Origin of the sequence: Mesorhizobium sp. M1066 (genome assembly GCF_040318635.1) — a bacterium.
Lineage (GTDB): Bacteria > Pseudomonadota > Alphaproteobacteria > Rhizobiales > Rhizobiaceae > Mesorhizobium.
The window spans coordinates 33,108-48,248 of the sequence record NZ_JAMYMR010000022.1 but is presented as its reverse complement, the minus strand read 5'-3'; the positions used below and the strand labels follow the sequence as shown (position 1 = coordinate 48,248).

The following is a 15,141-nucleotide window of genomic DNA, read 5'->3' as shown; positions in this document are numbered from 1 at the left end:
AACCACTCACCAGAGCCAGGCGCCCTGTCCAAGGGCGGCCACCGCGTCGACGATCCGGGTAAAACTCGCTCGGGCGCGGCCCACCGTGTGCCGGGCTCTGAGATAGCCATGCACCAGCCCTGGTTCCTCGAACCAATATGCCCGTCCGCCGGCCGCGACGATGCGGTCGCGATAGGCTTCGCCGTCGGACGACAGGGGATCGCATTGCGCGGTGATCAGTACGGTCGGCGGCAGGTTGGCGAAATCGGCGTCGGCAAGCGGCGACTGCGTGATGTCGCCGGTGCCGTCTTGCCCGCCGGTGCGGATGTTCTTGTAGAATTCGAGATCGCGCGTGGTCAGCATCGGCGCTTCGGCATGCGTTATGTACGATCCTTGCGACCGGTCGCCGCCGAGGCCGGGATAGATCAGAACCTGGCCGATCGGCGTTTTCGAATGGCCGCGCGTTGCATGGCTGACGGCGGCGCAGAGATTGCCGCCGGCGCTGTCGCCGCACAGCAGGATCGGGTGCGAAGGGGTCGCGGCGGCCCATTCGAAAGCGCTCATCACGTCGTCGAAGGCGGCCGGATGCAGATGTTCAGGCGCCAGCCGATAATCGACCGAGACCACCTCATAGCCGGTGCGGGCACAAAGCTCGGCGCAGACATCGTCATGGCTGTCCAGTCCGCCGAGGATGAAGCCGCCGCCATGGACATAGAGCACCGTCACGGCTGCCTGGAGTGGGCTTCGATAGATACGGGTCGGGATATCGTGCGTGGACGTCGCGATGGCTGAGGTTTCGACAGCAACGCCTTCGGGATGGCCGGCAAAGAACTCGCGGCACATGCGGTCATAAATCCCGCGCTGCTGCGCGATCGTGTAGTCGATTGTATCCGGCGGGTAATAGGAATTGGTCCGCTCGATAAAGGCCCACGTCTCGGCGTCGATGAGGGTTTTGTAGTCGGTCATGAGTGAGGCTGCCGAAGTCGAACCTGGGCACCCCCCTCTGTCCTGCCGGACATCTCCCCCGCAAGGGGGGAGATCGACAGCGTCGATCGCGGTGCTCTTCTTGCAACGTTGACGATTGGCGAAAGCAGAAACGACATCCAATCTCCCCGCTTGCGGGGGAGATGCCCGGCAGGGCAGAGGGGGGTGTGACGGAACGCCATCGTTCCTGCTACTTCCCCTTCCACACCGGATCGCGCTTTTCCGCAAACGCACGAAAGCCTTCCATATTGTCCTCGGAGCCGTAGAGCGCATCGACCGTCGGCAGCTGCCGGCGCGTCACCCTGTTCATCGCGTCCTGGAAAGTCAGCGATTCCGCCACCCGCGCCGTTTCCTTGATCGCGGCAAACACCAGCGGCGGGCCGCTGGCGAGCAACCGGGCGATCTCCCAGACGCGCTCCTCGAGCTTTTCCTTGGGCAGCACTTCGTTAACCAGGCCCCAGCGATGCGCTTCAGTGACATCCATCCAGCGGCCGGTGAGCAGAAGGTCCATGGCGACATGATGGGGGATGCGCTTCGGCAGTTTGATCGTCGCCGCGTCGGCCAGCGTACCGGCGCGGATTTCGGGCAGCGCGAAGGAGGAATGGTCCGAGGCGTAGATGAGGTCGCAGGACAGCGCCAGCTCGAAGCCACCGCCGACCGCCATGCCGTTGACGCAAGCGATCACCGGCTTGTTGAGGTCGCGCAGTTCCTGCAGCCCGGCAAAGCCGCCGACGCCATAGTCGCCATCGACCGCATCGCCGCCGGCGGCCGCCTTCAAATCCCAGCCGGCGCAGAAGAACTTGTCGCCGGCGGTCTTGACGATGGCGACGCGAAGCTCCGGATCGTCGCGGAACGCCTTGAAGGTCTCGCCCATCAGCCGCGAGGTCTTCAGGTCGATGGCGTTGGCCTTGGGCCGGTCGAGGGTGACCTCGAGGATGGTGCCCTCGCGGCGGGTCGAAATGACGTCAGACATTCTTCTTGTCTCCCAGCACCAGCAGCGCGTCGGCGATCCAGGCGCCCTTACCTTCTGCACAGACGATCAGCGGGTTGATGTCGAGTTCCTCGATCTCGCCGGCATTCTGCTGCACGAAGGCGGCAATGCCCGAAATGGCATCGATGGCAGCCGCGACATCGGCTTTCGGCCGGCCGCGATAGCCCTCGAGCAGCGGGAACAGTTTCAGGCCGCGCAGCGCCGCCTCGATGTCGTCGCGCGTCGCCGGCAGCATCAGCGTGACGCTGTCGCGCAACAATTCGACCAGCACGCCGCCGGTGCCGAGCGTCATCACCGCGCCGAACATCGGATCGCGGGTGAAGCCGACAATGAGTTCGGCGACACCGTCGCGCACCATGCGCTCGACATGGAGCCCGGTGCCGAGCGGCAGCAGGTCATGCGCTGCGGTGCTGACGGATTCGGCATCCCTGAGATTGAGCCTGACAGCGCCAACTTCGGATTTGTGAGTGACGCCGAGCGCCTTCAGCGCCACCGGGAAGCCGAGCGCCATGGACGAGATCACCGCCTCGACCGCATTGGCGGCGCGTTCGCCCTTCGGCACCGGCAGGCCGGCCTTGATCAGCCGTGACTTCGCCTCGGCCTCATCGGGCGTGACGTGGTCACCGCCAGGCGCACCGGATGCGGACGTGTCGATTGGCTGCGCCTGCGGTTCAGCCCAAGCCCAGCCGATGAAGGCCGCCGCCCCGGCGGCATCCATGGCTTCCGAAATGCCGAACAACGGCACCATGCCGCGTGCCATCAACTCGGCGGTGTATTCCTCCGGCAGGTTCTCCGGCAGCGAGGAGACGATCGCGCCATGCGCCTTGTTGGTCTTCAGCGCCGATTCGAAGGCGCGTAGCGTCGCCCACCAGTCGGTGACCGAGCAGCGGTCGGGGCGCGGAAAATCGAGCACCAGCATGTTGAGATCGAAACCGCCCGACACCATGGCGGTGAAGGTGGCGGTCATCGCCGGCTCGTTGTTCCAGATGAAGGTGTGATAGTCGAGCGGATTGGCGACCGCGACCAGCGGCCCGAGCGTCGATTTGACATGGGCGCGGTGGCTGTCGGTCAGCACAGGGAAATTGACCCAGCGCCCTTCGGCGCTGTCGGCCATGACAGAGGCCTCGCCGCCGGAGCAGCTCATCGACGACAGCCTATAGCCGGGCAAAGGTCCGGTGATGTGCAGCAGCTTCAACGCTTCGATGAAGGCGGGGATCGAATCGACCCGCGCAATGCCGAGCCGCCGCAGGAACGCACCCGAGGCCGCGTCCGAGCCGGCGAGCGAGGCGGTATGCGAGACGGTCGCCTGCCTGGCCTGTTCGGAACGGCCGACCTTCATGGCGATGATCGGCTTTTTCAGCTCGCGCGCCCGTGCCGCCAGCCTCTCGAAGCCGGCTACCGAATCGAAAGCCTCGATGTGCAGGCCGAGCGACGTGACCCGCTCGTCCTCGATCAGGCCGAGCGCCATTTCGGACAGACCGGTCTGCGCCTGGTTGCCGGCGGTCATCAGGAAGGCGATCGGCAGGCCGCGCCTCTGCATCGTCATGTTGATGGCGATGTTGGAGGACTGGGTGATGATGGCGGCGCCCTTGCCGCCCTCGGCCAGTCTTATCCCGCCATGCTGGTCGGGCCACAGAAGCGCGCCGTCGGCATAATTGATCAGGCCGTAGCAATTCGGCCCGATGATCGGCATCGAGCCGGCCGCCCCGACCAGCTCGGCCTGCAGCCGCTCGCCGTCGTCGTCATAGGCCTCGGTTTCGAGGAAGCCGGCGGCAAAGCAGACGGCACCGCCAGCACCGCGTTCGGCTAGCGCCTTGACCACCTCGATGGTCAAATGCCGGTTGACGCCGACAAAGGCAGCGTCCGGTGCGCTCGGCAAATCGGCGACCGAACGATAGGCCCTGCGGCCGGCAACCTCGTCCTTGGTCGGGTGCACCGGCCAGATCTCGCCGGCAAAGCCCATCTTGATCGATTGCGCGACGACGGCGGCAGCCTGCGCACCGCCGAAGACGGCAATCGATTTCGGCCGCAGGAGACGCTCAAGTTTATGCATATGTTATGCCCCAAACGGGCGCAGCAACGCCCGTGAAATGATGTGCCGCTGGATTTCCGAAGTGCCTTCCCAGATGCGCTCGACGCGCGCGTCGCGCCAGATGCGCTCCAGCGGCAGATCGTCCATCAGCCCCATGCCGCCATGGATCTGGATCGCCTCGTCGGCGACGTATGCCAGCATCTCGGTGGCCTTCAGCTTGGCCATGGCCATGTCCTGATCGGTGACGGTACCCTGATCGTACTTCCAGCCGGCCTCGAACACCATCAGGTCGGCGGCCTTCAATTCGGTCGCCATGTCGGCGAGCTTGAACGACACGCCCTGAAACTTACCGATCTGCTGGCCGAACTGCTGGCGCTGCGCGGCATATTCAACGGCATGGCCAAGCGCCCGCTCGGCACGGCCGAGGCAAGTGGCGCCGACCTGCAGCCGGGTGGCGCCGAGCCAGGAATTGGCGACGTCGAAACCCTTGTGGACTTCGCCCAACACTTGGGCGGCGGGCAGCCGGCAATCGTCGAATTCGAGGATGGCGTTGGTGTAGCCGCGATGCGAGACGTTGCGGTAGCCATCGCGGACGGTGAAGCCTTTGGTGCCCTTGTCGACGAAGAAGGCGGTGATCTTCTTGCGTTTGCCGCGCGGCGAATCCTCTTCGCCTGAGGCCATGAAAACGATGGCAAAGTCGGCGAGGTCGGCGTGGGAGATAAAATGCTTGGTGCCGTTCAGCACCCAGTCGTCGCCATCCTGCACCGCCGTCGCCTTCATGCCGCGCAAGTCGGAGCCTGCGCCCGGCTCGGTCATCGCCAGGCAGTCCCATTTCTCGCCGCGGATGCAGGGGAACAGATATTTCTCGCGCTGCTCCGGCGTGCCGGCCAGAAGGATGTTGGAGGGCCGCGCCACGCAGGTCCAGTGCAGCGCATAGTTGGCGCGGCCGAGTTCCTTTTCGTAGAGCAGCCAGGTCACGGTATCGAGGCCTGCACCGCCGACATCGGCCGGCATGTTGGCGGCATAGAGCCCGGCCTCGATTGCCTTGACCTTGATCTCCTCGATCAGGTCGCGGCGCAGCACACCGGTGCGCTCGACCTCGCGCTCATGCGGGTAAAGCTCGTTCTCGACGAACGCACGCGTCGTCTCGACGATGAGCCTCTGTTCCTCCGACAGCCCGAAATCCATGCTTCAGCCCTTCTTCTTGCCGGTCTTTTTCTTCGGCTTCTCGGCTTTTTTCACCGGCTTCAACGCCTTGGCCTTCTCGGCCGCCTTGGAGGCCGTGGGCTTCTTCGCCGCCAGTTTGGCCAACTGCCTGGTATAGTCCTTGTGCAGGGCGCCAGCGCCCCAGCCCTTGCCTTTGTTCTGCTTCGACAGCGCGTCCATGATGGCGACCAGATTATCGTCGCGGATCTTTTCCAGTTCGCGGATCGACAGGCCATGCGCCTGGTCGTCCGACTGCGTGGCGATCAGGTCGACCAACTCGTCGTTGAACTCCGGCACATCCATCAGCTTGGTCCATGGCCATTTCAGGCAGGGCCCGAACTGCGCCATGAAGTGGCGCATGCCGGCCTCGCCGCCGGCGACGCGATAGACCTGGAACATGCCCATCTGCGCCCAGCGCAGGCCGAAGCCGTAGCGCATGATGTCGTCGAGTTCCTCGACCGTGCAGATGCCGTCCTTGATCAGCCACAGCGCCTCGCGCCATGCCGCTTCGAGCAGGCGGTCGCCGACGAAGGCCTCGATCTCCTTGCGGATCACCACCGGCTTCATGCCGATCGAGGCATACATCTCCTTGGCGACCTCGATCGCCTCAGGGAAGGTCTGTTCGCCGCCCACGATCTCGACCAGCGGCAGGAGATAGACCGGGTTGAACGGATGCCCGACGACCAGCCGCTCCGGGTGCTTCTTCATCGCCACCTGCATGTCGGTCGGCTTGATGCCGGAGGTCGAGGAGCCGACAATCGCATTGGCCGGCGCGTGGGTATCGATCTCGGCGAGCACCCGGTGCTTGAGGTCGAGCCGTTCCGGCACGCTTTCCTGAATGAAATCGGCATCGGCCACTGCCTCGGCGATGGTCTTGGCAAAGGTCAGCTTGCCCTCTTTCGGCAAACCGCCGGGCACCATCTGCTTGTAGGCGCGGCGCGCGCCCTTCATCACGTCGCCGACCTTGCGCGACGCCTCGGGATCGGGATCGAAGATCGATACGTCGATGCCGTTGAGCAGCAGCCGCGCCACCCAGCCGGCGCCGATGACGCCGCCACCGATGGCGGCTGCCTTGTTGATGATGCTCATGCGGAAGCTCCGGTTCTTGTCGTGGCTGTTGCGGGATCGATGAGCGGCACGCGCTCACCGGCGCGGATCACCGAGGGATCGTAGGCCTTGCGGGCAAAGACCTCGATCACGAAGGGCCGGAAGAATTCGATGGGCAGCGTGTCATAGTCGGGGTCGAAGCTCGACTGGTCCCAGCGCTCGCAAAACTGGTCGCAATCGTCGAAATAGGCGTGGCCGGCAAAGCGATCGCGCGCATGGCGGTTACCGCCCAGATGATGGGCATAATAGAGCCGCTGGAAATCGCCATGTTTCTCCACCACCCAGGTGCATTGTTCGCGCACGAAGGGTTTCAGGATCGAAGCGGCATATTCATCGTGATTGTAAGGCGCATAGATGTCGCCGATGTCGTGCAGTAGTGCGCAAGCGATCCAGTCGGTATCGGCACCATCATACCAGGCACGCGTCGCCGCCTGCAGCGAATGGCCGAGCCTTGTGATCTTGTAGCCCGACAGGCCCGCGTCGAGCTGCACCAGCGCGTCGAGCAGCCGCTCCCCGGTCCTGGCCGCATAGTCGATTTCATGCGCGGTCAGGAACTCGTAATCGTCCCGATCGCCATCCTTCATCGCGGTGAATTTGACGGTAGTCATGTCGACCCTTCCGATGAATGAACTTCATTGTTTCAGCATGATCTTATCCGAAAACCAGTTCCCACTTTTCGGGATCATGCTTATGCCGCTATCGGCGCCCGCTTGGTCAGGTTCAGCTTCTTGCGCACTTCCTCCGGGCCGATGATCCTGGCGCCCAGATTGGTGACGATGCTGGCGGCACGCTCGACCAGCTGAGCATTGGTCGCCAGCACGCCCTTGTCGAGCCACAGATTGTCTTCGAGACCTACCCGGACATTGCCGCCGGCCAGCACCGCCGCCGCGGCATAGGCCATCTGGTTGCGGCCGATGGCAAAGGCCGACCAGTTCCAGGTCGACGGCACGTTGTTGACCATGGCCATGAAGGTGTTGAGATCGTCAGGCGCGCCCCACGGCACGCCCATGCACAACTGCACCAGCGCATCCGGATTGAGCACCTTTTCCTCGACCAGCTGCTTGGCGAACCACAGATGGCCGGTGTCGAAGGCCTCGATCTCCGGCTTGACGCCAAGCGCCGTCATCATGCCGCCCATGGCGCGCAGCATACCGGGCGTGTTGGTCATGACATAATCGGCTTCGGCGAAGTTCATGGTGCCGCAGTCGAGCGTGCAGATTTCCGGCAGGCACTGGCGCACATGTTCCATGCGGTTGGTGGCGCCGCCCATGTCGGTGCCTTTTTCGTTGAGCGGCAGCGGCGCCTCCGGCGAACCGAACACCATGTCGCCGCCCATGCCGGCGGTCAGGTTCAGGATGACGTCGACTTCTGCCTCGCGAATGCGTTCGGTCACTTCGCGGTAGAGGTGCACATCGCGCCTGGGCTTGCCGGTCTCGGGATCGCGCACATGGCAATGCACGATGGCGGCGCCAGCCTTGGCCGCATCGATGGCGGAGTCCGCGATCTGCTTTGGCGAGCGCGGCACATGCGGGCTGCGGTCCTGCGAGCCGCCGGACCCGGTCACGGCACAGGTAATGAAGACCTCACGGTTCATCGCGAGCGGCATGGAATTCTCCTCCGAAAGAACAGTCCACAACAATGCCCGACTTGCCGGAAACTGTTTTGCGTTTTACGAAGCTTCCATGACGAAAAGCGAAAAACCGACGATCTTTCGCGCCGAGCGCTCGCCGCTCAAGGTGACGCTGCTGGTGTTTTCCGGCTCGTCCATCATGTGCGTGGCCTCGGCCGTCGATCCGCTGCGGGCCGCCAACCGCATCGCCGGCGAGACCCTGTTCGATTTCAGGCTGGTCTCGGTGACCGGGGAGGCTCCGGTCACCACATGCGGCCTGCCGGTGGCGGTCAGCGGCCGCTTCGATGCGGGCGAGCCGACCGACGTCCTTGTCGTCGTCGCCGGCTTCGGCACCCAGAACTATGCAACCTCGGCTCTGTTGTCCGGACTGCGCCGGGCCGCACGCACGGCGCGTGCTTGCGGCGGCGTCGAAGCGGGCACCTGGCTGGTGGCACGCGCGGGCCTGCTGGAAGGGCGCAGCGCCACCACCCACTGGGAGGACATGGAGGACTTTTCCTCGGCCTTCCCCGGCGTCGATGTCCGCCCTGACCGCTATGTCATCGACGGGCCGGTGTTCACGTCGGGTGGCGCATCGCCGACCTTCGACCTGATGCTACATCTCATCCGCACGCGGCTCGGCATGGCGGTGGCGCTCGATGTCGCCAGCGTCTTCATCTACGACCAGGCGCGCGCCGCCACCGACGCACAGCCGCTGGTCTCGCTCGGCCGGCTCGACGGCTACGACCCGCGCCTTGCACAAGCCATCCGGCTGATGGAATCGCATGTCGACCAGCCGCTGACCATCGAAGCGGTGGCCAAGCGCGCCGGGGTGACGGCACGGACGCTGGAAAGCATCTTTCGCAGATCGATCGGCGAGACGCCGGGCGCCTATTACCTCAGGCTGCGCCTCGGTGCCGCGCGCCGGCTGGTGGTAGACACGCGAGTGGCGATGGCCGACATTGCCGGGCGGACCGGGTTCTCGTCCGCCGCGGCATTTTCGAGGGCGTTTTCAAGGACTTTTGGCGAAGCGCCGGTCAGGTTGCGGAGGGGGTAGGTTTCAACGGGCGATCAGGCCGCGTTCTGACGGTCGCCGTCGATTTGCGAGCGCATCTGTCTGGCCAGACGGGTCTCGAAGCGGCTGGCCACGGCGCGATCCCATTCATTCGAAATCTTGGCGTCGTCCGTTTTCCGCGGCATCGCCATCAGCCGGTCGATGATCGATCCAGCCTCGCCAGGTGAGAGCAGGGCGTCGATTTCACGTTCGTTCTGCATATCGTTTCGCCTCCTTCTTCCTCTCCCGCCACGAGCCAGTCTTATACGAGATTCGTGACGGCTGTTTGAAGGCAAGAGCGAGGTCATTGAAGGGCATCGAAGGGCAAAACCATGTCGCGTGACCGGGCCATGCGCAAAGCTGTTCCTGCGCCTTGGCAGGTCAGGTCAAGGAGAGATCTACAGCCGCTTTTCGAACAGCACCGTGGTGAAGCCACTGTCCCATTCGTCGTCTGGATAGCGATTTTTTTCGATATAACCGACCGCCTTGTAGAGTGCTTGTGCGGGCAGGTTGAACGTGTCGGTTTCCAGCCGCGCCTGCGCCAATCCGGCGGCGCCGATCGCCTGTTCGGCGTGGGCAAGCAGCTTGCGGCCGACACCTTGCCCTTGACGGGATGCCGTCACGTGCAGGGCCTCGATGAAATCCGCGCGCCAATGGATCAGGCCGGCGACCTCGCCATCGATCTCGGCAACGGCGAATTCAGGCCAGCTCCGGTCGACATAGCGCCCGCCAATATCCGTCTCGACATAGCGCCGCGCCGCTGCTTCGGTGATGTTCGGCAGCCATGTGCCTTCGAAGGTTTCATGCAGCACCTGCTTCAACGCCGGAATATCGCTCGCCTGCGCCGGGCGCACGATGATTCGATCCTCTGCCATTTTCCGTCTCCCGCCAATGCATGTCGCCCAAAAGCGCACACCGATTTTGGGATGGCGACATGCATAAAATAAAGGCTGCCGCACAGGCCCTCTTTCGGCGACACGCGTGGCATCTTGATTACACGCTGGCTGCCGAAGATCTGTGCGATCCTCGGCAGCCTCGTGCGAAGTGGGCTGACTAGCAGATGGCGATGGCGGCGGCTTTCAGCCAGTAGTGTCGGATGTCGGTCCAGAGATGGAGCGGCGCGCGCCTTACACGTAGCGGTTGACGATATTTTCCAGCAGTTCCTGGCGGCCGGACCTCGGCTGCGGCTCGATCTTCTTCTTGACGACGCGCTCGGCGATATCCTCAAGCGTGCGCTTGCCGGCGAGCATCGCCTTGCCCTCGGCCGTGTTCCAGCCGGCATAACGTTCGGCCAGCGGCGCCGACAGCGCCTTGTCCTCGACCATGCGGGCCGCGGCTTTCAGGCCGCGTGCGCACGAATCCATGCCGCCGATATGGCCGATCAGCAGGTCCTGCGGATCGAGCGACTGGCGGCGCAGCTTGGCGTCGAAATTGGTGCCGCCGGTCTTGAAGCCGCCGGCCTGCAGGACCTGATAGTAGGCCAGCGCCATTTCCGGCACGTTGTTGGGGAACTGGTCGGTGTCCCAGCCCGACTGGTAGTCATTGCGGTTCATGTCGATCGAACCGAAAATGCCAAGCGCATTGGCCAGAGCCAGTTCGTGCTCAAAGGAATGGCCGGCCAGGATGGCGTGGCCCTGCTCGATATTGACCTTGACCTCTTTCTCCAGCCCGAAGCGTTTGAGGAAACCGTAGACGGTGGCGACATCGTAATCGTACTGATGCTTGGTCGGCTCCTGCGGCTTCGGCTCGATCAGGATCGCGCCCTTGAAGCCGATCTTGTGCTTGTAGTCGACGACCATGCTGAGGAACCGGCCGGCCTGTTCCTGCTCGCGCGCAAGGTCGGTGTTGAGCAGGGTCTCATAGCCTTCGCGCCCGCCCCACAGCACGTAGTTTTCGCCCTTCAGCCGCTTGGTGACGTCGATGCAGCTTTTTACCGTCGCCGCCGCGTAGGCAAAGACGTCCGGATCGGGATTGGTGGCCGCACCCGACATGAAGCGGCGGTTGGAGAACAGATTGGCGGTGCCCCAAAGCAGCTTGACGCCGGTCTGCTTCATCTTGCCCGCAAAGTAATCGGCGATCTCGTCGAGGCGCGCGGCACTTTCGGAAAAGTCCTTGCCCTCCGGCCGCACATCGGCGTCATGGAAGCAGAAATAGGGCGCGCCAAGCAGCGAGAACATCTCGAAGGCGACGTCCGCTTTCAGTTTTGCCAACTCCATCGTGTCGGTGCCGCCGGCCTTGGGAAACCACGGCCGGTCGAAGGTCTGACCGCCGAACGGATCGCCGCCCGGCCAGGCAAAGGAGTGCCAGTAGGCCACGGCGAAGCGCAGATGATCTTCCAACCGCTTGCCGGCGACGACCTCGTCGGGATTGTAGAACCTATAGGCCAGCGGATTGGTCGAATCCGGCCCTTCATATTTGATTTTCTTGATGTCGCCGAAGAATCCGCTGCTCATGATTTCTGTCCTCTCACAAAATTCTGCCGCCATTACCTCAGGCGTAATTGGTTTCAGGCCAGCGCTGGTCGAAAAGGGTCATGTCAAAGCCACCAAACGAAGGAGACAGACCATGACCGACCTCACCAAGATCGCCCAGAACTACATCACCGCCTGGAACGAAAGCGATGCCGGCCGCCGGGCCGAATTGCTCAAGGCGACCTTCACGGAAGACGTCAGCTATCGTGATCCGCTCATGCAGAGCGACGGCCATGAAGGTGTCGCGGCTCTGATCGACGGCGTGCAGCAGCGCTTTGCCGGCTTCCGATTCTCGCTGAAGGGCACGCCGGACGGTTTTGCCGACAAGATCCGCTTCTCGTGGAATCTCGGACCTGAGGGGACGCCTTCGGTGATCGAAGGTACCGACATCGGAATCATCGAGAACGGCCGCCTCAAGAGCGTCACTGGTTTTCTCGACAAGGTGCCGGCGCAGTGAGGATTTCTCGGGGAGGCGGGCGTGAAGCGCCCCCCTCTGGCCTGCCGGCCATCTCCCCCGCAAGGGGGGAGATGGGTTGACATCCGCGCCTTCGCCAATCACCCACCGTGCAGGACTCGCATATCCGTCAACGCTGCTAATCTCCCCCCTTGCGGGGGAGATGCCCGGCAGGGCAGAGGGGGGTGCCTCGCGCTCACTCACGCGGTCACGCCCCGAATCGCCGGGTACAGCGCTCGGTAGCGCCGATAGGCATCTGCATAGACGCCGCCAAGCGCCGCGTCCGGTTCGATCGTCGCATCCGTTCTCGGTGCCGTACAGACTTCAAGCGGATCGGCACCCGTCGCAGCAATCAGACCGAGCCGTGCGGCACCAAAGGCGGCGCCGAAATCGCCGTCGGCGGGAATGTCGACAGGCAGTTGAAGCGCGGTGGCAATCGCCTTCAACCAGTAGTGCGAGCGCGAGCCGCCGCCGATCGCCGTCACCCGCGTCAAGGTCGTGCCGGCCGTGGCCAGGGCTTCGAGGCTGTCGCGGAAGGCAAAGGCCACACCCTCCAGCACGGCCTGGGTCAGCACGGCACGGCTCGATTCATGCGCCAGCCCTGTGAACGCGCCGCGAATGGCGGCATCATTGTAGGGTGTACGCTCACCCGAGAGATAAGGCAGGAAGGACACGCCGCTGGGCGCCTTCAATGTGTCGCCGAGCTCGGCGGTCAATTCGCCGGCGTTCTTCCCGGTGATTTCGGACAGCCAGTTGAGCGAATCGGTCGCCGACAGGATGACCCCCATCTGGTGCCAGGTGTTCGGCAGGGCGTGGCAGAAGGTGTGAACCGCGCTGGCCGGGTTGGGCAGGTAGGAAGCGTTGGCGGCAAACAGCACGCCCGACGTGCCGAGCGAGACGAAAGCGTGGCCGGCGCCGACCGTGCCCATGCCGCAGGCCGAGGCCGCATTGTCGCCGGCGCCGCCGGCGATCGGAATGCCGGCCTGGACGCCCCACTTCGATGCCAATTCGCTGCGCAGTGCGCCTGCCTTGTGCGTACCCTCGACCAGCAACGGCATCTGCTTTTCATCGAGCGATGTCGCGGCGAGCAAGTCCGCACTCCAGCGGCGCTTGCCGACATCGAGCCAGGACGTGCCGGCAGAATCCGACATTTCCGAAATGTGTTCGCCCGAAAGCCAGAGCCGCAGGAAATCCTTGGGCAGCAGCACTTTTGCCACCTCGGCGAAGACAGCGGGCTCGTTGTTCTTCACCCAGGCCAGCTTTGGCGCGGTGAAACCGGGAAAGACGATGTTGCCGGTCAGGGCGCGGAAGCGCGGATCGGCATCGAGGACAGCCGCCTCGGCATGGCTGCGCGTGTCGTTCCACAGGATGCAGGGACGCAGCACCTTGTCGGCGGCGTCGAGCAGCGTGGCGCCATGCATCTGCCCGGACAGGCCAATGCCCTTGACTGCCGCGAGTTCATGCGGATGGGACGATTTGAGCTCGGCGATTGCGTCTTCGCAGGCCCGGACCCAGTGCTCGGGATTCTGTTCCGACCAGCCGGGATGCGGTCGTGAAACATCAAGCGAACCGTGGCCGGAACCGATGACGGTTTGCCCGGCATCGATCAGCAGCGCTTTGACGCCCGACGTCCCGAGATCGAGGCCCAGATACATGTCTTCCTCCCACGCCATTTAATTTTTTCGGGTCTCGAAAAAATCTGGCTTGGCCAGTTTTTAAAACAAGATCCGCTTCGGGTCAATTCTCCGACAAATCGGCGGCGCGTTGCACAAACAGCGCTGACAGCGGACTGTCGGGCCGCGCCATCGAACGCTCCGCCGTGAGCGCCCTGGCCAGCGCACCGTCACCGGCGCGCAACGCTGCCTCGATCAGCGTCAGGTCGATAACATCGCGCTGGGCGTGGCTGCCGCCGAAGCGATGGGAGATCGACCGAATCGGCCGGATCAGGCGCACGGCCTCGGCGTAGCTGCCCTCCCCGAATGCCTTGATGGCGAGCGTCAGCGGATGGCCGACATCCCGCGTGAAAGCCGCATTGTCGTCGCTGCCACGCATGGCCTCGCGCTGCGCCTCGAGCAAAGCGAGGGCCGGCGCATCGAACCCTGCACCGACAAAGGCCATCATCGCGTGGGCATCGTTGAAGGCATAAAGGCCCGCTCCGGCCTTGCGCCAATTGGCGGCAAGCGCTGCCCAGCGGTCGCCGACATTGACGCCGCCGAGGGCGAGCCGCCACAAGACTGCCGAGGCATCGACCATGTTGAGCGCCATCGTCGATTGCACGCTGTAGATAGGGCCGTCATAGAGGGCCAGCACCGCGTCGGTCTCGCCGAGATCATAGTGGAACAGCGCCAGGTGCCACCAATTGTGCACCTGCAGGAAGCTCTCCCTTGTCCACGCTTCCGGGTTGGCCTGCATCCAGGCGATGCCATCCCTTTGCCGGCTCTGCATTTCCATGACATGGGCGACGGCGTGCTGCGCCCAGCCATCGCGCGGCTCCATGTCGACCGCCGCGCGGCCAAGCTGCTCAGCCCTGACATAGTCACCCATTTCCTCCAGCCCGAAGGCCTGCATGCCGAGCATGGCGTGGTAGCCGGGCATGCCGCTTTGCCATGACGGCAGGGCCCGCGCGATGCGGTCGCGCAGCATGCGGGCATTGCCGGTGAAGAAATCGATCTGGTGGCCGACCTGCAGCGCCAGCCCGTCGCGGGGGGTCTCGATGGCGACGTCCTCGAGAACGCGGCTGGCTTGATGCCATCGTCCGCTGGCGAGATGCCCAAGGGCCGAGACATGCGCCCGCTCGCGCGTGGTCGCGGCAAGCGGCAGTGCGGTCTCATGGCAGGCCTTGGCCACGGCCGTCGCCTCCCGCTCGGTGGCGAGGCCGAACAGATAACCCTTGAAGACATGCGCCATGACGAAGCCGGGATTTTCCGCGATGGCGCGGTCGACGGAGGCTACGGGATCGCCGACGAAGCACTGCAGTTCACGCACTGCCTGGCTGTAGGGGGTGAATCCCGCCTCCGTGGCGCCCGAAAGTGCCAGGCCGAATGCGTCCCTGGTTGCCATGCGATGTCCTTCTGTCGACCCGTGACAGGCCCTCGATCCTTCGGCCCAAACCGATCCTAAAGCATGGGCCACGGCAACGCCAACCGCGCGCTACGCCAGGTCATTTGAGTAGTCTTTGCAGTTTAGCAACCATGCGGGGCAGATTAGGCTTTGTAAAATCGAATGAATTGTGTCTTCATTACGGCGACTGGCGGGGG

General features: G+C 64.0%; 14 protein-coding genes. 2 read left to right on the top strand and 12 right to left on the bottom strand.

Translation table 11 applies throughout. The annotated features are described in order from the left end of the window. Positions 1–6: 6 nt before the first annotated feature. From NKH52_RS23525 to bcoG, 7 genes are all read right to left on the bottom strand, one after another. The gene (locus NKH52_RS23525) at positions 7–945 is read right to left on the bottom strand and encodes an alpha/beta hydrolase (protein ID WP_352734293.1); all 939 of its coding nucleotides are present in this window, start codon (positions 943–945) and stop codon (positions 7–9) included. A gap of 208 nt (positions 946–1,153) precedes the next feature. Further along, positions 1,154–1,936 carry a carnitinyl-CoA dehydratase gene (locus NKH52_RS23520; RefSeq protein WP_352734291.1) on the bottom strand — a complete coding sequence of 261 codons (783 nt, stop codon included), beginning with the start codon at positions 1,934–1,936 and terminating at the stop codon, positions 1,154–1,156. Further along, on the bottom strand, positions 1,929–4,007 hold the full coding sequence (locus NKH52_RS23515; protein ID WP_352734290.1) for an acetate--CoA ligase family protein: 2,079 nt from the start codon (positions 4,005–4,007) through the stop codon (positions 1,929–1,931). Before NKH52_RS23515 ends, NKH52_RS23520 begins: the two co-directional genes overlap by 8 nt. Positions 4,008–4,010: 3 nt before the next feature. Next, positions 4,011–5,174: an acyl-CoA dehydrogenase family protein gene (locus tag NKH52_RS23510; RefSeq protein WP_023810592.1), complete on the bottom strand. Its 1,164-nt coding sequence runs from the start codon at positions 5,172–5,174 to the stop codon at positions 4,011–4,013. 3 nt (positions 5,175–5,177) lie between these two features. Next, a complete protein-coding gene (locus NKH52_RS23505; RefSeq protein WP_352734288.1) occupies positions 5,178–6,281 on the bottom strand; it encodes a carnitine 3-dehydrogenase in 1,104 nt (367 codons plus the stop codon). Further along, complete coding sequence (locus NKH52_RS23500; RefSeq protein WP_352734287.1) at positions 6,278–6,907, bottom strand: HD domain-containing protein; 630 nt, start codon at positions 6,905–6,907, stop codon at positions 6,278–6,280. The genes NKH52_RS23505 and NKH52_RS23500 overlap by 4 nt, the downstream gene beginning before the upstream one ends. Positions 6,908–6,987: 80 nt before the next feature. Beyond that, the gene (bcoG, locus tag NKH52_RS23495; protein ID WP_352734285.1) at positions 6,988–7,905 is read right to left on the bottom strand and encodes a 3-dehydrocarnitine:acetyl-CoA trimethylamine transferase BcoG; all 918 of its coding nucleotides are present in this window, start codon (positions 7,903–7,905) and stop codon (positions 6,988–6,990) included. Between the two features lie 76 nt (positions 7,906–7,981). Between bcoG and NKH52_RS23490 the strand changes: the two genes are divergently transcribed. Further along, a complete protein-coding gene (locus NKH52_RS23490) occupies positions 7,982–8,962 on the top strand; it encodes a GlxA family transcriptional regulator (RefSeq protein ID WP_352734283.1) in 981 nt (326 codons plus the stop codon). Between the two features lie 14 nt (positions 8,963–8,976). Here the strand turns inward: NKH52_RS23490 and NKH52_RS23485 are convergent, their stop codons facing one another. The 3 genes from NKH52_RS23485 to xylA all read right to left on the bottom strand — a co-directional run bounded on the left by NKH52_RS23485 (position 8,977) and on the right by xylA (position 11,412). After that, positions 8,977–9,180, bottom strand: a complete 204-nt coding sequence (locus tag NKH52_RS23485) for a hypothetical protein (protein WP_127398055.1) — start codon at positions 9,178–9,180, stop codon at positions 8,977–8,979. A gap of 177 nt (positions 9,181–9,357) precedes the next feature. Then, positions 9,358–9,834, bottom strand: a complete 477-nt coding sequence (locus NKH52_RS23480) for a GNAT family N-acetyltransferase (RefSeq protein ID WP_352734281.1) — start codon at positions 9,832–9,834, stop codon at positions 9,358–9,360. Between the two features lie 252 nt (positions 9,835–10,086). Next, complete coding sequence (gene xylA, locus NKH52_RS23475; protein ID WP_352672790.1) at positions 10,087–11,412, bottom strand: xylose isomerase; 1,326 nt, start codon at positions 11,410–11,412, stop codon at positions 10,087–10,089. Between the two features lie 112 nt (positions 11,413–11,524). On the opposite strand from xylA, the gene NKH52_RS23470 reads away from it, so the two are divergent. Continuing rightward, a complete protein-coding gene (locus NKH52_RS23470; RefSeq protein WP_352734279.1) occupies positions 11,525–11,887 on the top strand; it encodes a nuclear transport factor 2 family protein in 363 nt (120 codons plus the stop codon). Positions 11,888–12,084: 197 nt separating this feature from the next. Here NKH52_RS23470 and xylB read toward each other — a convergent pair whose 3' ends face one another. Then, a complete protein-coding gene (gene xylB, locus NKH52_RS23465; protein WP_352734278.1) occupies positions 12,085–13,539 on the bottom strand; it encodes a xylulokinase in 1,455 nt (484 codons plus the stop codon). Positions 13,540–13,621: 82 nt separating this feature from the next. Next, a complete protein-coding gene (locus NKH52_RS23460; RefSeq protein ID WP_352734276.1) occupies positions 13,622–14,944 on the bottom strand; it encodes a tetratricopeptide repeat protein in 1,323 nt (440 codons plus the stop codon). Positions 14,945–15,141: the final 197 nt, after the last annotated feature.